This window comes from Allobosea spartocytisi, from assembly GCF_014764685.1.
GTDB lineage: Bacteria > Pseudomonadota > Alphaproteobacteria > Rhizobiales > Beijerinckiaceae > Allobosea > Allobosea spartocytisi.
Map to the genome: position 1 here is coordinate 110,666 of NZ_JACXWY010000012.1, position 18,531 is coordinate 129,196.

Consider the following 18,531-nt stretch of genomic DNA (forward strand, 5'->3'; position numbering starts at 1 on the left):
TAATCGTCGCCTGACTCCGTCAGGAAGTGCTTAATCGCAGGTAAACGGAGAGTTTTTCGAGGCGCACTCGAAGGAGGCGCACCCGCATCAAGGTCTAGATATTCTATGCCCAGAAACCACTATTAGTTGTGTTCTTGTTTTATTCCGAAGGCATCGTCAGACCGAAAAAAGGCCCGGCTTGCGCCGGGCCTCGTCGTTCTTGCCGCTGCGCGGCTGTCAGTAGCGGTAGAGCTCGGGCTTGAACGGCCCGGCCTGCGGCACGCCGATGTACTTCGCCTGGGCGTCATTGAGCTTGGTGAGCTTGGCGCCGACCTTGGCGAGATGGAGCGCCGCGACCTTCTCGTCGAGATGCTTCGGCAGGGTGTAGACGTTGTTCTGGTAGTTGGCGTGGTGGTTCCAGAGCTCGATCTGGGCGAGCGTCTGGTTCGAAAACGAGCAGGACATCACGAAGGACGGGTGGCCCGTGGCGTTGCCGAGGTTCACCAGGCGGCCTTCCGAGAGCAGGATGATGCGCTTGCCGTCGGGGAACTCGACCTCGTCGACCTGCGGCTTGACGTTGTCCCACTTGAAGTTCTTCAGGCCGGCGACCTGAATCTCCGAGTCGAAATGGCCGATATTGCAGACGATGGCGCGGTGCTTCATCGCGCGCATGTGGTCGACGGTGATGACGTCGAGATTGCCGGTCGCCGTGCAGAAGATGTCGCCGCGCGGGGCAGCGTCTTCCATCGTCACGACCTCATAGCCTTCCATCGCCGCCTGCAGGGCGCAGATCGGGTCGATCTCGGTGACGAGCACGCGGCAGCCGGCCTGGCGCAGCGAGGCGGCCGAGCCCTTGCCGACGTCGCCATAACCGGCGACGACCGCGACCTTGCCCGACATCATCACGTCGGTGCCGCGGCGGATGGCATCGACCAGCGACTCGCGGCAGCCATAGAGGTTGTCGAATTTCGACTTGGTGACGCTGTCGTTGACGTTGATCGCCGGGAACGGCAGGCGATTGGCCTTGGCCAGTTCGTAGAGGCGGTGCACGCCGGTGGTGGTCTCCTCGGAGACGCCCTTGATCGCGGCGCGGGTCTTGGTGAACCAGCCCGGATTGGCCTTAAGCTGGCGCTTGATCAGCGCGAAGAAGATCGTCTCTTCCTCATTGCCCGGCTTGTCGAGGAAATCGGCCTTGCCGGCCTCGGCCTCGGCGCCGAGGATGATCAGCATGGTCAGGTCGCCGCCATCGTCGAGGATCATGTTCGGCGTGCCGCCGTCGCCCCAGGTCGCGGTCTTCAGCACGTACTCCCAGTACTCCTCCAGCGTCTCGCCCTTGATGGCGAAGACGGGGGTGCCGGTCGCGGCGATCGCGGCGGCGGCGTGGTCCTGGGTCGAGAAGATGTTGCAGGACGACCAGCGGACATCGGCGCCGAGTTCCTTCAGCGTCTCGATCAGCACGGCGGTCTGGATGGTCATGTGCAGGCAGCCGGCGATGCGCGCGCCCTTGAGCGGGGCCTTGCCCTTGTGCTCGGCGCGGATCGCCATCAGGCCCGGCATCTCGTCCTGGGCCATGTTGATTTCCTTGCGGCCGTAATCCGCAAGCGAGATGTCCTTGACGATGTAGTCCTGCGACACGGGGAAGCTCCAATCGCTCGCTGAATGATGGCGGCTCTCTAGCAGTGCCAGCGGCGGAAGGCAATCAAAGATATAAAGATGTCTTTATATGATCGTTTTCGACATCGATCCTCGCGACCCATCCTGAGAGGCTGAGTTTTTTCGATCGGGCTGTAAGATCGGCTGATGACGCTCGAACAGCTCCGCATCTTCGTCGCCGTCGCCGAACGGGAGCATCTGACGCAAGGCGCCCGCGCCCTCAACCTGACGCAATCGGCGGTCAGCTCGGCGATCGCCGCGCTGGAAGCGCGCTACGCCACCAAGCTGTTCGACCGGATCGGCCGGCGGATCGCCCTCACCGATGCCGGGCGGCTCTTCCTCGCCGAGGCACGCGCCGTGCTGGCGCGAGCCGCCGCTGCCGAGGCCGTGCTCATCGACCTCGCCGGGCTGTCGCGCGGCGCGCTCTCGCTGATGGCGAGCCAGACCGTGGCGAATTACTGGCTGCCGCCGCTGATCCAGCGCTACCGTGCCGTCCATCCCGGCATCACTGTGAGCCTGGGCATCGACAATACCGAGACCGTCACGGCCGCGATCCATGACGGCGCGGCCGATCTCGGCTTCATCGAAGGCGCGATCGACGATCCGACGCTCGCCGTGACCGCCGTGGCGGAGGACGAGCTGGTGATCGTCGTGCCGGCCGGACATTCCTGGGCAGGGCAGCCACCCGCCTCCGAGGCCTTGCAGCAAGGGCCATGGGTGCTGCGTGAGCCCGGCTCCGGCACGCGCGCCATGTTCGAGGCGGCGCTGCCGGGGCTCGGCCTCGCGCCGGATGATCTTACTGTCGCGCTGGAGCTGCCCTCGAACGAAGCCATCTGCTCCGCCGTCGCGGCCGGCGCCGGCGCGACGGCGATTTCGCGGCTCGTCGCGGCCAATGCCATCGCCGCCGGCCGGCTCGCCACCGTCGCCATCGCGCTGCCCAAACGGCATTTCTTCGTGCTGCGCCACAAGGAACGCTATCTCTCCAAGGCGGCGAAAGCCTTCTTCGACCTCGCGCATGCGCCGCCGGCCGTCTGAGCGACCCTCCCCCGAGCCTCCGGACAAGGACAAGCCACTCACGACGGAGGGCGCATCGGTTGACAGAGATGAAATGTTATACTGTAACAAATTATCCTTTGTCCAAACCGGGCTCCTTCCGATGGCCGCATCTTCTCTCCTCCTCGACCGGCGCCTGCCGGTCACGGTCCTTTCCGGCTTCCTTGGCGCCGGCAAGACCACCTTGCTCAATCACATCCTGAACAACCGCGAGGGCCGGCGCGTCGCCGTCATCGTCAACGACATGAGCGAGGTGAACATCGACGCCGATCTCGTGCGCGAGGGCGGGGCCAACCTCTCCAAGACCGAGGAGAGCCTGGTCGAGATGAGCAATGGCTGCATCTGCTGCACATTGCGCGACGATTTGCTGACCGAGGTGCGACGCCTCGCCGAGGAGCGCAAATTCGATTACCTGCTGATCGAGGGCACCGGCATCGCCGAGCCCCTGCCGATCGCCGCGACCTTCTCCTTCCGCGACGAAGAGGATCGCTCGCTCGACGACGTCGCCCGGCTCGACACGATGGCGACGGTGGTCGACGCGCTCAACCTGCTCAAGGACTATGACAGCCGCGACTTCCTCGGCGATCGTGGCGAGACGGCCGGCGAAGGCGATGAGCGCACGCTGGTCGATCTCCTGGTCGAGCAGATCGAATTCGCCGATGTCGTGGTGATCAACAAGGCGAGCGAGGTCTCGGCCGAAGAGCTGGAGAGGGTCAGGCAGGTGGTGCGCGGGCTCAATGCCGATGCCCGCATCGTCGAGGCCGATTTCGGCCGCGTGCCGCTCGACCGATTGCTCGATACGAAGCTCTACAGCGAGGAGAAGGCGCAGACCCATCCCCTCTGGCACAAGGAGCTCTATGGCTTCCGCGACCATGTGCCGGAGACCGAGGAATACGGCATCCGCTCCTTCGTCTACCGGGCGCGCCGGCCGTTCCACCCGCTGAAGCTGCATGAGCTCATGGCTCAGCGCCTCCCGGGCGTGATCCGGGCCAAGGGGCATTTCTGGCTGGCAAGCCGGCCGCATTGGGTCGGCGAATACTCGCTGGCCGGGCGGATCACCCGCACCGAAGCGATGGGGCGCTGGTGGGCGGCGGTGCCCCGGGAGCGCTGGCCGCGCTCGGAGGAGTTCCAGTCGCTGATGCGCAAGCACTGGTCGCCGACATGGGGCGACCGGCGCCAGGAAATGGTGTTCATCGGCGGGCCGGAGATGGACGAGGCGACGATCCGCGCCGAACTCGATTCCTGCCTGACCGGCAGCCCGGCGACCGGGCTGACGCAGGCGCTGCTCGGGCTGGAAGACCCGTTTCCGCGTTGGGATCGCGACGCGGCCTGAACCTCAGGCCGCCGCGGCCGAACTCGGCGCGGCCCGCATCAGCATGCCGAAGAGGTCGCGCGGATCATCGGGGTCCGCGATCAGGTCGAGATCAACATAGGTGCCGGCCTCGCGGATGCGCTCATGGACATAGCGCAGCGCCGAGAAATCCTCGATGGCGAAGCCGACCGAGTCGAACAGCGTGATCTGGCTGGAATCGGTGCGGCCTTGAGCCGCCCCGGCGATGACCTTCCAGAGTTCCTCGACCGGGTGGTCGGGATCGAGCTGCTGGATGTCGCCCTCGATGCGGGTCTGCGGGGGATATTCGACGAAGATCGAGGACCGCAGCAGCACGTCGCGGTGGATCTCGGTCTTGCCGGGGCAATCGCCGCCGACCGCGTTGATATGGATGCCGGCGCCGACCATGTTGTCGGTCAGGATCGTGGCGTATTGCTTGTCGGCGGTGACGGTGGTCACGATCTGCGCGCCCTCGACCGCTTCCATCGCGGTGGTGCATCGGGTGATCCGAAAACCGTGGCGCGCGAGGTTGCGGGCGCATTTCTCGGTTGCGGCCGGATCGACGTCATAGAGCCGCAGATTCTCGATGCCGAGCAGGGCGCGGAAGGCGAAGGCCTGGAACTCGGACTGCGCGCCGTTGCCGATGATCGCCATGGTCGCCGCGTTCTTGGGCGCGAGGTGTCTGGCCGCCACCGCCGACATCGCCGCCGTGCGCAATGCCGTCAGGATGGTCATCTCCGAAAGCAGGACCGGATAGCCGGTCGCGACATCGGAGAGCAGGCCGAAGGCGGTGACCGTCTGCAAGCCGGCCTTCATGTTCTTGGGATGGCCGTTGACGTATTTGAAGCCGTAGAGCTTGCCGTCGCTGGTCGGCATCAATTCGATCACGCCTTCGAGGCTGTGCGAGGCGATGCGCGGCGTCTTGTCGAAGATCTCCCAGCGCCGGAAATCCTGCTCGATGTAAGCCGCGATGTCGGACAGCATCCGCTCGATGCCGATCGCGTGGACCAGCTTCATCATGTGGTCGACGCTGACGAAGGGCACGACGTTGAGCTGCTGAATCATGGGTCCCCGCGCTGTTCTTATGGAGAAGCCATTGTCCGTGTTTTCAGCGGCAGGTGATAGAAGCCAAATCGACCTGATCGGTGCCGATATTGATCGGATCGATAAAGTCGATTATCCATTATGAGCAATGGATGATATCGACCAGCGCCTCATCACCCTGCTGCGCCATGACGGGCGCCGCAGCATCTCGGACCTCGCCGCCGATCTCGGCCTGACGCGGGCGACGGTGCGCGCCCGGCTGGAGAAGCTGGAGCAATCGGGCGAGATCATCGGCTTCACCGTGATCCTGCGCTCGGACGCGATCGACCTGCCGGTGCGCGGGATCACCATGATCGAGATCGCCGGCCAGGCGGCCGATGCGGTCATCACCGCGCTCTCCGGCTTCAGCGAGGTCTCCAGCATCCACACCACCAATGGCAACTGGGACCTGGTGGTCGAGCTCGGCACCTCCGACCTGATCGCCTTCGACCAGGTGCTGCGGCGCATCCGCCTGATCCCCGGCGTCACCAACAGCGAGACCAGCCTGCTGCTGGCGACGCCGCGCAGCGTCAAGGCACGGCTCTGAGCACACTCATCTCCACCGTCATCCCGGGCGAAGCGAAGCGTAGACCCGGGATGACGCGGTGGTTCTCGTGAAGAACAGGCCCGGCACGTCCTCGCACAAGAAGCGCCACTGCATGGCCGCCATCCGCAAACGCGGCGCGGCACCCGGTGACAGGCGCGGATCCGCCCCCTAACGTTATGCCCCGTCAGATACAGCGTCGATGGCGGCCGGCGATGCATGATCGCGCAAGGCGGCCCGTTCGCATCCGACACCGACAGTTCCCGCTCGGGGCATCGATCGCCAGCCGCTTCCGGCAGGCTGTCCGCGCGCCCGAGCCAAGACAAGGCAGGAGACCAGACCATGGCGCATGAGCTCGAATTCTATATCGACGGCCAGTGGGTGAAGCCCTCGGGCAACCGCACGCTCGGCGTGATCGATCCGTCGAACGAGGAGGTCTTCGCCACGATCGCGCTCGGCGAGCAGGCCGATGTCGACAAGGCCGTCGCGGCCGCCCGCGCCGCCTTCCCGGCCTTCGCCGCGACCTCCAAGGCCGAGCGCCTCGCCCTGATGCGCCGCCTCGCCGAGGCCTACAAGAAGCGCTACGACGCCATCGCCGACATCCTGTCGCGCGAGATGGGCGCGCCGAAGGAACTGGCCCATCGCGCGCAGGCCGCGATGGGCACCGCCCATCTTGCCAAGATGATCGAGACCCTCGAAAACTTCGAGTTCGAGGAGCTGCGCGGCACCACTCTGATCGCCAAGGAGCCGATCGGCGTCGTCGGCATGATCACGCCGTGGAACTGGCCGCTCAACCAGATCATGTGCAAGGTCGCGCCCGCGCTCGCCGCCGGCTGCACCATGGTGCTGAAGCCCTCCGAGATCGCGCCGCTCAACGCCATCATCTTCGCCGAGGCGATGGACGAGGCCGGCGTGCCGAAGGGCGTGTTCAACCTCGTCAACGGCGACGGCCCGACGGTCGGCGAGGCCATTTCGCGCCATCCCGGCGTCGACATGGTCTCCTTCACCGGCTCGACGCGGGCCGGCATCCTCGTCGCCAAGGCAGCGGCAGACACCGTCAAGCGCGTGCACCAGGAACTCGGCGGCAAGTCGGCCAATATCATCCTCGACGATGCCGATCTCAAGAAGTCGGTGAAGCTCGGCGTCGAGAGCGTGATGCGCAACTCCGGCCAGTCCTGCAACGCGCCGACCCGGATGTTCGTGCCGGAGAAGCTGCACGAGGAAGCCCTCGCCATCGCCAAGCAGGTCGCCGAGCCGCTCAAGGTTGGTGCTCCCTCGGCGGACGGCGTCTTCCTTGGCCCCGTCGTCAGCGAGGTCCAGTACGAGAAGATCCAGCGCCTGATCGAGGCCGGCATCAAGGAAGGCGCGACGCTGGTCACCGGCGGCACGGGCCGTCCGGAGGGGCTCAACCGCGGCTACTATGTGCGCCCGACCGTGTTCGGCGGCGTCACCGACGAGATGACCATCGCCCGCGAGGAGATCTTCGGCCCCGTGCTGTCGATCCTGCCCTACAAGAGCGACGACGAGGTCGTCTCGCGCGCCAACGACACGCCCTACGGCCTGGCGTCCTATGTCCAGTCCGGCTCCCAGGAGCGCGCGCGCAAGATCGCCTCGCAGATGCGCTCGGGCAATGTCTACATCAACTACCCGGCCTGGGATGCGGGCGCGCCCTTCGGCGGCTACAAGCAGTCCGGCAACGGCCGCGAATACGCCGATTTCGGCCTCGAGGAGTTCCTCGAGATCAAGGGCACGGTCGGCTACGCCGCCGCCTGATCTGATCGCGACCCGATAGACAACGAGGCCCGGTGGACGCAACGCCACCGGGCCTTCATCTTATCCGCCATTCAATCGATTGAGAGGCTTGAGTCATGGTCAATCCCAACCGCTATGACGCGATGCGCTACAACCGCTGCGGCCGCAGCGGACTGATGCTGCCGGCGCTTTCGCTCGGCCTCTGGCAGAATTTCGGCGAGACCGGTGCCCGTGCCAATATGCGCGAGATCTGCCGCACGGCCTTCGACCTCGGCATTACCCATTTCGACCTCGCCAATAATTACGGCCCCCCGCCCGGCTCGGCCGAGACGGCCTTCGGCGAGGTCCTCCAGCAGGATTTCGCCGGCTATCGCGACGAGCTGGTGATCTCGACCAAGGCCGGCTACCGGATGTGGCCCGGCCCCTATGGCGAATGGGGCAGCCGCAAATACCTGATCTCCAGCCTCGACCAGAGCCTGAAGCGGATGAAGCTCGACTATGTCGACATCTTCTACTCGCACCGTTTCGACCCGAACACGCCGCTGGAGGAGACGATGGGGGCGCTCGACGCCATCGTCCGCCAGGGCAAGGCGCTCTATGTCGGCCTATCCTCCTACAACTCGAAGCGCACGCAGGAGGCAGTCGCGATCCTGCGCCGGCTCGGCACGCCCTGCCTGATCCACCAGCCGAGCTATTCGATGCTCAACCGCTGGATCGAGGAGGACGGTTTGCTCGACACGCTCGACGCGGAAGGGATCGGCTCGATCGTGTTCTCGCCGCTGGCGCAGGGCATGCTGACCGACAAGTACCTGAAGGGCGTGCCGGCCGGCAGCCGCGCCGACAAGAAGGCGCCCTCCTTCCGCGAAGGCTTCCTCAGCGACGACAACATCCAGCACATCGCGGCGCTGAACGAGATTGCCAGGGCACGCGGCCAGAGCCTCGCCCAGATGGCGATTTCCTGGGTGCTGCGCGGCGGGCGCGTCACCTCGGCCCTGATCGGCGCGAGCCGGCCGGAACAGGTGACGGATTGCGTCGCGGCGCTGGGGAACACCGAGTTTTCGACCGAAGAGCTGGCGGCGATCGACAGGCATGCGGTCGATGGCGGGATCAATATCTGGGCGGCTTCGGCGGAGCGGTAGACTCAGCCGTCATGCTCGGGCTTGACCCGAGCATCTCTCAAACCAGAGCCCTCTCGTTCCGAGGTTCTCGGGTCGCCGCTATGCGGCGCCCGAAAATGACGGCCTTGGTCAATCCTCCTCTGGCACCGCCGCGATCGGCAGCGCGCTGGAGCGCTTCACCTGGCCCAGCGCGAAGCTCGACTCGATCGAGGCGACGCCGTCGAGGCGGGTGAGCTTGTCCTTGAGGAATCGCTCATAGGCCGGCAGGTCGCGCACCACGATGCGCAGCAGATAGTCGCGCTGTCCGGTCATCAGGTAACAATCGACCACCTCGGGCCAGCGCGCCACGGCCTGCGAAAAGCGGTCGAGCTCGTCCTCGCGCTGGCGTTCCAGCCTGATCGAGACGAAGACGCTGATCGGCAGGCCGACCTTGGTCTGGTCGATGATCGCGGCATAGCCCTGGATGACGCCCGCCTCTTCGAGGATGCGGATGCGCCGCGCGCAAGGCGAGGCGGAAAGGCCGACCCGCTCGGCCAATTCCTGCACCGAGAGGCGCGAATTGGTCTGCAATTCCGCGATGATCTTGCGGTCGAGCGCATCGAGGCGCGGGCGGGCCATCCTTGTCCTCCGGCGGATCAGGTTCCGCCGTTCTACAGGACGGCGAGCATTCCGCCATCGACATAGATGATCTGGCCGTTGACGTAGTCGGAGGCCGGCGCGGCGAGGAAGACGGCGGCACCGATCAGTTCCTCCGGCTTGCCCCAGCGCTTCGACGGGGTGCGGCCCTTGACCCAGGCGTCGAACGCCGGGTTCTCGATCAGCGCCTGGTTCATGTCGGTCAGCATGTAGCCGGGGCCGATGGCATTGGCCTGGATGCCGTGCTCGGCCCATTCGGCGGCCATCGCCTGGGTCAGCATCTTGATGCCGCCCTTGGCGACCGTATAGGGCGCGACGGTGGCCCGGGCCAGCGCTGAGGTCAGCGAGCCGATGTTGATGACCTTGCCGTGGCCGCGCGCGATCATGCGCTTCGCGGCTTCCCGGCCGATGACGAAGGCCGAGGTCAGGTTGGTGTCGATGACCCGCTGCCAATCGGCCGTCGCCAACTCGACCATCGGCTTGCGGAACTGGATGCCGGCATTGTTGACGAGGATGTCGACGGCGATGCCGGCGGCGTCGAAGCCGGCGAAGGCCTTGACGACGGCGTCCTCGGAGGTGACGTCGAAGGGCGCGGCGTCGGCCTCATGGCCGGCCTGACGCATCTCCTTGACGGCGGTCGCGACCCGTTCCGCATCCGTGCCGTTGACGAGAATGCGGGCGCCGGCCGCCGCCAGCCCCTCCGCCATGGCGCGGCCGAGCCCGCGAGAAGAACCGGTGACGAGGGCCGTGCGGCCGGTGAGATCGAAGAGGCGATTGGTCATCACGTCATCTCAGAGGCTGGAGCGGCGGACCGTCAGGTCCGAGCGCTCGAACACCGCCGGCAGCAATTCGACGCCGAGGCCCGGAGCCTCCATCGGGTAGACATAGCCACCCTCGATCCGCGGCATCTCGGTGACCAGCTCCTTGTACCAGCCGGTGTAGAAGGCGCGTACCGATTCCTGGATCAGCGTGTTGGGCTGGCTGAAGGAGGCGTGGATCGCCGCGATGAAGCCGACCGGGCCGATGCAGTCATGCGGCGCGAAGGGGCGGTGATAGGTCTCCGCCATCGCCGCAATCTTGCGGCCTTCGGTGAGCCCGCCGGTCCAGCACAGATCGGCCATCACGACATGCATCGCGTCGCGGTCGAGCATGTCCTTGTAGGGAAAGCGCGAGCCCAGCGTCTCGCTCGCGGTCACCGAAACTTTGGTCGAGCGGGCGAATTCGGCCAGCGCCTGCGGCGAGTTCATCCGGATCGGGTCCTCGTACCAGCTCGGCTCGTATTGCTCGAGCACGCGTGCGATCTTGATCGCGGTCGGCAGGTTCCAGAGCGAGTGGAACTCGACCATGATCTCGATTTTGTCGCCGACGGCCTTGCGGATCTTCTCAAAGGGCTCGCAGGCCTTGCGCATCTGGTCGGGCGTGATGAACAGGCCCTGGTTCTCGATCGCCGGGGGATCGAAGGGCCAGATCTTCATCGCGGTGATGCCGCTTTCGAGCAGGCTTTCGGCGACCTCGTCGGCACGGGTCATGAAGCCGTGCAGGTCTTCATAGGGGCCCTCGGAGTGCCCGAAATTCCAGGTCGAGACCGGCTTGATGTTGTGCGAGCGGACATATCCATAGCCGGCACAGGTGTTGTAGATGCGCTGCTTGTCGCGGCAGAGGCCGCCCAGCATCTGGTGGACCGGCTGGCCGCAGACCTTGCCGAAGATGTCCCAGAGCGCGATGTCGACGGCCGAGGTCGCGCGCGATTCCGCACCCGTCGAGGCCTGCGCCATCGGCAGGTTGGTCATCTCCTTGTGCAGCGCCTCGATATGCAGCGGGTTCTTGCCGAGGAGCCGCATGGCGAGCGTGTCGTGGAGATGGGCCTCCACCGAGGCCGCGCCGTAGAAGGTCTCGCCGAGGCCGATCACCCCCGCATCGGTGTGCACGCGCACCCAGAGGACATTGGCGAACTCCTCGGTCCGCAACGTCTCGATCGCTGTGATTTTCAAAGTCCGCCTCCCTGGCGAGGGCTGGCTTCGACTTTGGTCGTGCCCTCCCATCCTTTACCCGCGCTTCCGTCGGCCTAGGATGGCGACGGAGCGTGCCGACCATAAGAGCGCTTGTAAAATATCACAACATGTTTATCGTCGCCGGCAAGCATGGGCCGGCAAGAGCCCGCTGCGGAGGAAACATGGCAAGACGCAAGGAGGAGCCGAAGCTCGCCGAGCTCGATGCGCTCGAGCCGCTGCCGCGCCGCAACCGCCTGAACTTCTTCGAACTGGCTTATGAACGCATCGAGTCGATGCTGATCGATTGCCAGCTCAAGCCCGGCCGCCTGCTGACGATGCAGGATCTGCAGGATCTGACCGGCTTCGGCCGCACCCCCGTCCACCACGCCGTCAACCGGCTCGCGGCGGACACGCTGATCAATATTCGCCCCCGGCATGGGCTCCAGATCGCGCCGATCGACCTGGCGCGCGAACGCGTGCTGCTCAAGCTGCGCGGCGATCTCGAGCGCTTCGTCGCGCGGCTCGCCGCCGAGCGCGCCGGGCCGACCCACCGCAACCAGATGCTGCATATGGCCCGGCTGCTCCGCGACCGCCGCGAGGAGCTGACGCTCGCCGAATTCAACAGCCTCGACCGGCGCATCGACCAGATGATCCTGGCGGCGGCGGGCGAGCCTTTCCTCGAGCATACGCTGAGGCCGCTGCACACCATCTTCCGACGCATCGGCTTCATCCATCACAGCTACATGCCCGGCCAGCACAATCTGGACGGGACCATCGACCATCATCTCGCCCTGCTCAACGGCATCGCCTCGTCGCAGGCCGAGCGCGCCATCGCCGCCTCCGAAAAGCTGATCGCCTTCGTCGACACCATGTTCGACGAGATGGAGGAGAACATCGATCCCTCCCTGCTCGACTGCAGCGTCGAGCCGCTGCTGCCCCGCTAAACTCCCGAACCGCCGGACATCCGAGACCATGCGCATCATCTTCCACGGCGAAAACGCCGCCAGCTTCAGCCACGGCTTCGCCGACCTGCTCGGCGGGCCGGCCGAGATCCAATTGCTGCCGGATGTGCTGGAGACCGAGGCGGAGCAGGCGGCCTATGCGCAGGCGCAGGCCATCATCGGCGTGAAGTTCGATGCGAGCCTGCCGGTGCCGGCGGGGCTCAAGCTCTTCCATGTGCCGGGCGCCGGCTACGATGCCGTCAATCTCGACCTGCTGCCGGCTTCCGCCGCCGTGTGCAACTGCTTCGGCCACGAGCAGGCCATCGCGGAATATGTGATGAGCGCCCTCCTCGCCCGCGCGATCCCGCTCACTGATGCCGACCGGAGGCTGCGCCAGGGCGACTGGGCCTATTGGGCCGGCGCGCCGGAGCGGGTGCATGACGAGATCGCCGGCCGGACCATCGGCCTCCTCGGCTTCGGCCATATCGGCAAGGCGATCGCCGCCCGCGCCAAGGCCTTCGAGATGCAGGTGCATGTCGCCAACCGAAGCCCGGTCGCGCCCTCGCCCCTCGTCGACCGCGCTTTCACCCTCGACCAGCTCGCTGCCTTCTGCGGCTCGGTCGATGTCGTCGTCGTCTCGGTTCCGCTGACGGAGGAGACCAAGGGCATCGTCGGCGCCGCGGCCTTCGCGGCGATGCGGCCCGACGCCGTCGTGGTCAATGTCGGGCGCGGGCCGACCATCGACGAAGAGGCGCTTTACGACGCCCTGAAGAGCCGCCGCATCGGCGGCGCGATCATCGACACCTGGTACCGTTATCCACAGGCTGGGGACGCCACGCCGCTGCCGTCGAAACTGCCTTTCCACGAGCTTTCAAACGTTTTAATGACCCCGCATATGTCCGGCTGGACCAGCGGAACGATCCGGCGGCGCCAGGCGGTCATTGCTGGTAACATCAGGCGCCGTTTCTCCGGCGAGCCGCTGGAGAACGTCGTCCGAAGGGGACAGTGAACCGAGAGGCATAACCACTTCTCGCCCATCAACCGGCCACAAGAAGCCGGGGACCAATCAGCGCGAATGCACCACAACGGGAGACGTCCAGTGAATATCCTCAAGCGTATCAAGATCGCCGGCGTGGCTCTCGCGCTCGGCGCCGGCATGCTCGCGGCGAGCCAGGCCTCGGCCCAGACGGTCACCGACATCATCAAGCGCGGCTCGGTGAAGATCGGCGTGCTGATCGGCGCCCCGCCCTATGGCTCGGTCGACTCGCAGGGCAACGCCATCGGCTATGACGCCGACGTCATCGCGCTGATCGGCAAATATCTCGGCGTCAAGGTCGAGATGGTGCAGCTCACCCCGCCGGCCCGCATCCCGGCGCTGGAGGCCAACAAGGTCGACTTCCTCGTCGCCACGCTGGCGCCCACGCCCGAGCGCGCCAAGGCGGTGATGTTCTCCATCCCCTACAGCGCCTTCCAGACCGGCATCTACGCCAAGAAGAACGTCGCCATCAAAACCTGGGACGACCTCAAGGGCCGCAAGGTCGGCGTCAACCGCGGCTCCAGCGTCGAGCGCGAGTTCACCAGCCGCGAGAAGGAGCTGAACCTCACCATCCTGCGCTTCGAGGACGACGCCACCACCATGCAGGCGCTGTTCTCCGGCCAGGTCGAGGCCATCGCCGGCCCCGACGCCCAGGCCAACGCCGCCATGAAGGCGCGCGGCGAGACCGAGACCGAGCTGAAGTTCGTGTTCGGCGTGCAGCCGAACTCGATGACCATGCGCAAGGACGCCTGGGAGCTGCGCCAGTGGCTCAACAACTTCATCTACTACGTCAAACAGAACGGCGAGCTCGACGCGATCGCGCAGAAGTGGGTCGGCAGCCCGCTGCCGCCGCTGCCGACCTTCTGATCCAACCCTCCGATCGGACCTGCCGGCGCGCCTGAGCGCGCGCCGGCGACCCTCGACCTCGCAGGCCGAAGGAGCGCGCCGTTGCTCTTCCAAGACGTCCTTTCCAAATGGCCGATGATCCTGCACGGGGTCTGGCTCACGATCGCGCTGTCCTTCATCGCGATCGCGCTCGGCCTCGTCCTGGCGACGGGCATGACCGCGTTGCGCAGCCTGGCGGGCAGCTGGGCCGGCTATCTCGTCGACGCCTATGTCGAGCTGATGCGCAACACGCCCTTCCTGGTGCAGCTCTTCATGATCTTCTTCGGGCTGCCGCAGTTGGGTATCCGCCTGAACGGGCTCGAAGCCTCCGTTCTGGCGATGACGCTCAATCTCGCCGCCTACGCCACCGAGATCATCCGGGCCGGCGTCGATTCCATCCATAAATCGCAGATCGAGGCCGGTCTCGCGCTGGCGATGACCAAGTGGCAGGTGCTGAAGCATGTCATCCTGCAGCCGGCCTTCGCCCGCGTCTGGCCGGCGCTGTCGAGCCAGTTCGTGCTGATGATGCTGGCCTCCAGCATCTGCTCCTTCGTCTCGGTGCAGGAATTGTCCGGAACGGCGGCGATCATCGAGCAGGACACGTTCCGCTCGTTCGAGACCTATATCGTCGTCACCGTGCTCTACCTCGTGCTGGCGCTCTCCTTCAAACTCTTCCTGAACTGGCTCGGCCGAAAGCTCTTCCCGCAGGTGTCGGGCCTTGCCCGGCTCACCGAAGCGCATGGGGAGGCCGCCTGATGCAGACCTTCGGTTGGCCCGAGGCCTATTTCATCCTGCGCTCCGCCGGCTGGACGCTGGCGCTCACGGCAATCGCCTTCTTCATCGGCAGCATCATCGGCGGCGTCTTCGCGATCATGCGCCTGTCGCGGCTCCGGTGGCTGCGCCGCTTCGCCGCCAGCTACATCCTGGTGATCCAGTCGATCCCGGTGCTGATGGTGCTGTTCATGAGCTATTACGGGCTCTCGGCGCTCGGCATCGAACTGCCGCCCTTCCTCGCGGCCTCGGCCTCGCTGTCGATCTATGTCTCGGCCTATCTCGCCGAGATCTGGCGCGGATCGATCGAATCCGTGCCGCGCCAGCAATGGGAGGCCTCGGCCTCGCTGGCGCATACGACGGCGCAGACCTACCGCCATGTCATCCTGCCGCAGGCGGTCCGGATTTCACTGCCGCCGACGGTCGGCTTCCTCGTCCAGCTCGTGAAGAACACCTCGATCGTCCAGGTCGTCGGCTTCGTCGACCTGATGCGCGCCGGCATGCTGGTCAACAACGCGACCTATCAGGCCTTCCAGATCTTCAGCCTGGTCGCGCTGATCTATTTCGCGATCTGCTTCCCACTGTCCCGGCTCAGCCGCCATCTCGAAAAGGTGATGAATGCCAGCCGTTCTCATTGAAGACATCCACAAGCGCTTCGGCTCGCTGGAGGTGCTGAAGGGCGTCTCGCTCAGCGTCGAGGCCGGCCAGGTGGTCGCCATCATCGGGCGCTCCGGCTCGGGCAAGTCGACGCTGCTGCGCTGCATCAACGGGCTCGAGAGCTTCCACGCCGGCAAGATCGAGGTCGCCGGGCACCTGACGACACAGGATCCGAAGAAGCTGCGCGAATTGCGCAAGGATGTCGGCATCGTGTTCCAGAGCTACAATCTGTTCCCGCACCTCACGGTCGGGCAGAACATCATGCTTTCGCCGCGCATCACCAAGGACGTGCCGCAGGCGGAAGCGCTGGCGCTGGCCAAGGAGGTGCTGGCGCAGGTCGGCTTGTCCGAGAAGTTCGACAGCTATCCGGACAATCTCTCCGGCGGCCAGCAGCAGCGCGTCGCCATCGCCCGCTCGCTGGCGATGAAGCCGAAGGTGATGCTGTTCGACGAGGTCACCTCGGCGCTCGACCCGGAACTGACCGGCGAGGTGCTGCTCGTCATGGAGAAGCTCGCCAAGGGCGGCATGACCATGCTGCTCGTGACCCACGAGATGAACTTCGCCCGCACGGTCGCGAACACCACCGTGTTCATGCATCAGGGCAAGATCTGGGAGCAGGGTCCGTCGAAGGAGCTCTTCGCCAACCCGCAGACGCCGGAGCTCAAGGCCTTCGTCAGCGCCGGCGCGCATTGAGCCTCGGCGGCCACGCCCGTCATGGCACCGGCTCGACCGGCCTCCAGGCCGTGGCCGTATCGTAGAAGAAGCGCTCTTCGACGATGCGGTCGCCGCGCCAGCGCTGGATCGCAAGCTCGTCGAGCCGGCGCGTGACACCGTCCTTGCCCGTCGCGTCGAAGGTCCAGTGGACGACCACCCGGTCGCCATCGACCAGCACGGCGCGCGGCGGATGGGTGTGCATGCGCTCAAGGCGCGCGAGCGCCCGCGCCTCATGCTCCATCAGCAGATCCCGGCCGCGCCGTGGCTCGGCCATGTTCTCCTGCATGGAAGCGTCTTCCCAGTAGAAGTCGCGGATCGCGGCGACATGATCGCCTCCGACAACGGCCGCGATGAAATCCTCGACACGCGAACGCTCGGGCATAGCTCTTCTCCAGAGAGAGGCCCTCGTTCTCGCAAGGGCGGAGGCACTGGCTTGTCAGCAGCGGCTGCGCTATCGACGCATACAATAGCAAGAATGTATGGCATGAGGGATCAGCCATGGCGCAAGCCGCGACAATGCCGTCATGGCTCGGTGAGCTCGACCCCGCTGCCGGGCCGCGCTACCTGCAAATCGTCGGGCTGATCGAACGCGCTGTCTCTGATGGACGCCTGCGGCCCGGTGACCGGTTGCCGCCTCAGCGGAAACTGGCCGAACTCCTCGAGGTCGACCTCACCACCGTGACCCGCGCCTTCGGCGAGGCGCGCGAGCGCGGGCTGCTCGATGCGGTGACGGGGCGCGGCTCCTTCATCTCGACCCGGCAGGAAGAGGCCGGCCCGCCGCTCGACCTGAGCATGACGATCCCGCCCGCGCCGAAAGGCGTGCGGCTGGGCGAGATGATGGAACGCGGCATCGCCGAGTTGCTGGCGCGCAGCAACGCCGACCAGCTGATGAACTACCATGCCGGCAGCGGCTCGCTGGCGGAGCGGGCGGCCGGCGCGGCCTGGCTTGCGCCTTTGATGGGTGCCCTGCCGCCGCAAAGGATCGTGGTGGCGCCCGGCGCCCAGACCGCACTCACCGCCCTGTTCCAGATGCTCGCCGCCCCCGGCTACACCGTCCTGATGGAACCGCTCGCCTATCCCGGCCAGATCGACGCGGCCCGCCGGCGCGGCCTCGCCATTGCACCGGTGGCGGAGGACGGCGATGGCCCCTTGCCGCAGGCGCTGGAGGAAGCCGCCCGCCGTTCCGGTGCCCGGCTGTTCTGCCTGACGCTGACGCTGCACAACCCGACCTGCCGGACTGTTCCACTCGGACGGCGGCAGGAGATCGCAGCCATGGCGCGCAAGCTCGACCTCACCTTGATCGAGGACGACCCCTACAGCCTGCTTGCGGGTGATGCACCGCCGCCCCTCGCCGTGCTGGCCCCGGAGCGGACATGGCATGTCGCGACCTTGTCAAAGGTGCTCACCCCCGGCCTGCGCACTGCCTTCGTCGTGCTGCCCGACGGCATCGAGGGCGACGGGCTTGTTGCTGCGTTGCGGGCCGCCGCGCTGATGCCGGCTCCCTTGATGACGGCTCTCGCCGCCCACTGGATCAGGATCGGTGCCGCGCAGGATTTGCTCGACGGCGTGCGCCGCGAGGCGGCCGAGCGGCAGGCGCTGGCGCGTGCGATCCTGCCTGCCTTGATGCAAGCGCATCCGCATGCGCTGCATCTCTGGCAGCCGCTGCCTCCGCATCGGGACCGGCACCGGCTGATCGAGAGCGCGCGTCAGGCAGGGCTCGGCGTGATGGCCTCGGATGCGTTCGCGACGGGCGAACAGGTGCCGGACGCGATCCGGGTCGCGCTCGGAGCCGTACCCGAGCGCGCGCGCCTTGCCGAGGCGCTGCGCCTGCTCGCCGGAATCATCGCCGGGGAACGCGCGCCGGCCTGAGCCGAGCCAATGGCCGGGTCAGGCGGCGGGGCTGTCCTTCGGCGTGGCGGGAGCCGCGAGGCGCCCTTCCTCGGCCTTGTGGAAGAACTGCGAGGCGACGAGCCAGCCCTTCAAGGGCTGCAAGGGCGGGATGCAGGTCAGCAGGATCAACGGCAGCGTCGTGACGAGATGCACCCAGGTCGGCGGGTTGTAGTTCAATTCCAGCCAGAGCGGGAAAGCCGCCGCGGGGATGCAGACGAACATCATCACGAAGAAGGCCGGACCATCGGCCGGGTCGGCGAAGGAATAGTCGAGGCCGCAGACCTCGCATTTCGGCTTCAGCTTCAGGAAGCTCTCGAACATCTTGCCCTGCCCACAGCGCGGGCAGCGGCCGCGCAGGCCGGTCTGGAGCGGAGAGAGTGGCGGCCAATGCTCGCCGGACATGGAACGTCTCCTCGGGACGGCGCCGTTCGCTCGGCGTCGCCCCTCAGATCATCCTCGATGAAGACAATGTCAAGATTGTATGCATCTTAGCCGGCG

At 66.2% G+C, this 18,531-nt stretch carries 19 protein-coding genes; 12 read left to right on the forward strand and 7 right to left on the reverse strand.

Annotated features, from left to right (window positions below):
* Nucleotides 1-216: 216 nt before the first annotated feature.
* On the reverse strand, nucleotides 217-1,614 hold the full coding sequence (ahcY, locus tag IED13_RS18550) for an adenosylhomocysteinase (protein ID WP_191125049.1): 1,398 nt from the start codon (nucleotides 1,612-1,614) through the stop codon (nucleotides 217-219).
* A 165-nt stretch (nucleotides 1,615-1,779) separates the two neighbouring features.
* On the opposite strand from ahcY, the gene IED13_RS18555 reads away from it, so the two are divergent.
* On the forward strand, nucleotides 1,780-2,667 hold the full coding sequence (locus IED13_RS18555) for a LysR family transcriptional regulator (RefSeq protein ID WP_191125050.1): 888 nt from the start codon (nucleotides 1,780-1,782) through the stop codon (nucleotides 2,665-2,667).
* Nucleotides 2,668-2,788: 121 nt separating this feature from the next.
* The gene (locus IED13_RS18560; protein ID WP_191125051.1) at nucleotides 2,789-4,018 is read left to right on the forward strand and encodes a GTP-binding protein; all 1,230 of its coding nucleotides are present in this window, start codon (nucleotides 2,789-2,791) and stop codon (nucleotides 4,016-4,018) included.
* Nucleotides 4,019-4,021: 3 nt separating this feature from the next.
* Here IED13_RS18560 and IED13_RS18565 read toward each other — a convergent pair whose 3' ends face one another.
* Complete coding sequence (locus IED13_RS18565; RefSeq protein ID WP_142022252.1) at nucleotides 4,022-5,080, reverse strand: ornithine cyclodeaminase; 1,059 nt, start codon at nucleotides 5,078-5,080, stop codon at nucleotides 4,022-4,024.
* 127 nt (nucleotides 5,081-5,207) lie between these two features.
* Between IED13_RS18565 and IED13_RS18570 the strand changes: the two genes are divergently transcribed.
* The 3 genes from IED13_RS18570 (at nucleotide 5,208) to mgrA (ending at nucleotide 8,533) form a co-directional block, all read left to right on the forward strand.
* Nucleotides 5,208-5,645 (forward strand): Lrp/AsnC family transcriptional regulator, encoded by a 438-nt coding sequence (locus IED13_RS18570; protein WP_191125052.1) that lies wholly within the window; start codon nucleotides 5,208-5,210, stop codon nucleotides 5,643-5,645.
* A 339-nt stretch (nucleotides 5,646-5,984) separates the two neighbouring features.
* Nucleotides 5,985-7,415, forward strand: a complete 1,431-nt coding sequence (locus IED13_RS18575; protein WP_133565949.1) for an aldehyde dehydrogenase family protein — start codon at nucleotides 5,985-5,987, stop codon at nucleotides 7,413-7,415.
* 95 nt (nucleotides 7,416-7,510) lie between these two features.
* Nucleotides 7,511-8,533 (forward strand): L-glyceraldehyde 3-phosphate reductase, encoded by a 1,023-nt coding sequence (gene mgrA, locus IED13_RS18580; RefSeq protein ID WP_191125053.1) that lies wholly within the window; start codon nucleotides 7,511-7,513, stop codon nucleotides 8,531-8,533.
* 108 nt (nucleotides 8,534-8,641) lie between these two features.
* On the opposite strand, the gene IED13_RS18585 is transcribed toward mgrA, so the two are convergent.
* Genes IED13_RS18585 through IED13_RS18595 form a run of 3 tightly spaced genes read right to left on the reverse strand, consistent with a single transcriptional unit; the run spans nucleotide 8,642 to nucleotide 11,139 of the window.
* Nucleotides 8,642-9,130, reverse strand: coding sequence for an Lrp/AsnC family transcriptional regulator (locus IED13_RS18585; RefSeq protein ID WP_191125054.1), 489 nt, complete (start codon nucleotides 9,128-9,130; stop codon nucleotides 8,642-8,644).
* A 32-nt stretch (nucleotides 9,131-9,162) separates the two neighbouring features.
* The gene (locus IED13_RS18590) at nucleotides 9,163-9,930 is read right to left on the reverse strand and encodes an SDR family oxidoreductase (protein ID WP_191125055.1); all 768 of its coding nucleotides are present in this window, start codon (nucleotides 9,928-9,930) and stop codon (nucleotides 9,163-9,165) included.
* A 9-nt stretch (nucleotides 9,931-9,939) separates the two neighbouring features.
* A complete protein-coding gene (locus tag IED13_RS18595) occupies nucleotides 9,940-11,139 on the reverse strand; it encodes a mandelate racemase/muconate lactonizing enzyme family protein (RefSeq protein ID WP_191125056.1) in 1,200 nt (399 codons plus the stop codon).
* 182 nt (nucleotides 11,140-11,321) lie between these two features.
* Between IED13_RS18595 and IED13_RS18600 the strand changes: the two genes are divergently transcribed.
* The 6 genes from IED13_RS18600 to IED13_RS18625 all read left to right on the forward strand — a co-directional run bounded on the left by IED13_RS18600 (nucleotide 11,322) and on the right by IED13_RS18625 (nucleotide 16,122).
* Entirely contained in the window at nucleotides 11,322-12,083 is a 762-nt protein-coding gene (locus IED13_RS18600; RefSeq protein WP_038366701.1) for a GntR family transcriptional regulator, read from the forward strand.
* Nucleotides 12,084-12,111: 28 nt separating this feature from the next.
* Nucleotides 12,112-13,089: a 2-hydroxyacid dehydrogenase gene (locus tag IED13_RS18605; protein ID WP_133565945.1), complete on the forward strand. Its 978-nt coding sequence runs from the start codon at nucleotides 12,112-12,114 to the stop codon at nucleotides 13,087-13,089.
* A 90-nt stretch (nucleotides 13,090-13,179) separates the two neighbouring features.
* Entirely contained in the window at nucleotides 13,180-13,983 is an 804-nt protein-coding gene (locus tag IED13_RS18610; RefSeq protein WP_260368371.1) for a transporter substrate-binding domain-containing protein, read from the forward strand.
* 114 nt (nucleotides 13,984-14,097) lie between these two features.
* Entirely contained in the window at nucleotides 14,098-14,757 is a 660-nt protein-coding gene (locus IED13_RS18615) for an amino acid ABC transporter permease (protein ID WP_191125081.1), read from the forward strand.
* Entirely contained in the window at nucleotides 14,757-15,410 is a 654-nt protein-coding gene (locus tag IED13_RS18620; RefSeq protein WP_038366689.1) for an amino acid ABC transporter permease, read from the forward strand. Before IED13_RS18615 ends, IED13_RS18620 begins: the two co-directional genes overlap by 1 nt.
* Nucleotides 15,391-16,122 (forward strand): amino acid ABC transporter ATP-binding protein, encoded by a 732-nt coding sequence (locus tag IED13_RS18625; RefSeq protein WP_038366686.1) that lies wholly within the window; start codon nucleotides 15,391-15,393, stop codon nucleotides 16,120-16,122. Before IED13_RS18620 ends, IED13_RS18625 begins: the two co-directional genes overlap by 20 nt.
* 19 nt (nucleotides 16,123-16,141) lie before the next feature.
* Here IED13_RS18625 and IED13_RS18630 read toward each other — a convergent pair whose 3' ends face one another.
* A complete protein-coding gene (locus IED13_RS18630) occupies nucleotides 16,142-16,525 on the reverse strand; it encodes a nuclear transport factor 2 family protein (protein ID WP_113254462.1) in 384 nt (127 codons plus the stop codon).
* 116 nt (nucleotides 16,526-16,641) lie between these two features.
* Between IED13_RS18630 and IED13_RS18635 the strand changes: the two genes are divergently transcribed.
* Entirely contained in the window at nucleotides 16,642-18,012 is a 1,371-nt protein-coding gene (locus tag IED13_RS18635) for an aminotransferase-like domain-containing protein (protein WP_191125058.1), read from the forward strand.
* An 18-nt stretch (nucleotides 18,013-18,030) separates the two neighbouring features.
* On the opposite strand, the gene IED13_RS18640 is transcribed toward IED13_RS18635, so the two are convergent.
* A complete protein-coding gene (locus IED13_RS18640; RefSeq protein ID WP_038366678.1) occupies nucleotides 18,031-18,435 on the reverse strand; it encodes a DUF983 domain-containing protein in 405 nt (134 codons plus the stop codon).
* Between the last annotated feature and the right edge of the window lie 96 nt (nucleotides 18,436-18,531).

Coding starts and splice junctions, on each gene's coding strand:
- IED13_RS18635 (WP_191125058.1), top strand. CDS start 16,642: ATGGCGCAAGCCGCGACAATGCCGTCATGGCTCGGTGAGCTCGACCCC.
- IED13_RS18565 (WP_142022252.1), bottom strand. CDS start 5,080: ATGATTCAGCAGCTCAACGTCGTGCCCTTCGTCAGCGTCGACCACATG.
- IED13_RS18555 (WP_191125050.1), top strand. CDS start 1,780: ATGACGCTCGAACAGCTCCGCATCTTCGTCGCCGTCGCCGAACGGGAG.
- IED13_RS18615 (WP_191125081.1), top strand. CDS start 14,098: ATGATCCTGCACGGGGTCTGGCTCACGATCGCGCTGTCCTTCATCGCG.
- IED13_RS18625 (WP_038366686.1), top strand. CDS start 15,391: ATGCCAGCCGTTCTCATTGAAGACATCCACAAGCGCTTCGGCTCGCTG.
- IED13_RS18600 (WP_038366701.1), top strand. CDS start 11,322: ATGGCAAGACGCAAGGAGGAGCCGAAGCTCGCCGAGCTCGATGCGCTC.
- IED13_RS18605 (WP_133565945.1), top strand. CDS start 12,112: ATGCGCATCATCTTCCACGGCGAAAACGCCGCCAGCTTCAGCCACGGC.
- mgrA (WP_191125053.1), top strand. CDS start 7,511: ATGGTCAATCCCAACCGCTATGACGCGATGCGCTACAACCGCTGCGGC.
- IED13_RS18590 (WP_191125055.1), bottom strand. CDS start 9,930: ATGACCAATCGCCTCTTCGATCTCACCGGCCGCACGGCCCTCGTCACC.
- IED13_RS18630 (WP_113254462.1), bottom strand. CDS start 16,525: ATGCCCGAGCGTTCGCGTGTCGAGGATTTCATCGCGGCCGTTGTCGGA.
- IED13_RS18570 (WP_191125052.1), top strand. CDS start 5,208: ATGGATGATATCGACCAGCGCCTCATCACCCTGCTGCGCCATGACGGG.
- IED13_RS18560 (WP_191125051.1), top strand. CDS start 2,789: ATGGCCGCATCTTCTCTCCTCCTCGACCGGCGCCTGCCGGTCACGGTC.
- IED13_RS18640 (WP_038366678.1), bottom strand. CDS start 18,435: ATGTCCGGCGAGCATTGGCCGCCACTCTCTCCGCTCCAGACCGGCCTG.
- IED13_RS18620 (WP_038366689.1), top strand. CDS start 14,757: ATGCAGACCTTCGGTTGGCCCGAGGCCTATTTCATCCTGCGCTCCGCC.
- IED13_RS18575 (WP_133565949.1), top strand. CDS start 5,985: ATGGCGCATGAGCTCGAATTCTATATCGACGGCCAGTGGGTGAAGCCC.
- IED13_RS18585 (WP_191125054.1), bottom strand. CDS start 9,130: ATGGCCCGCCCGCGCCTCGATGCGCTCGACCGCAAGATCATCGCGGAA.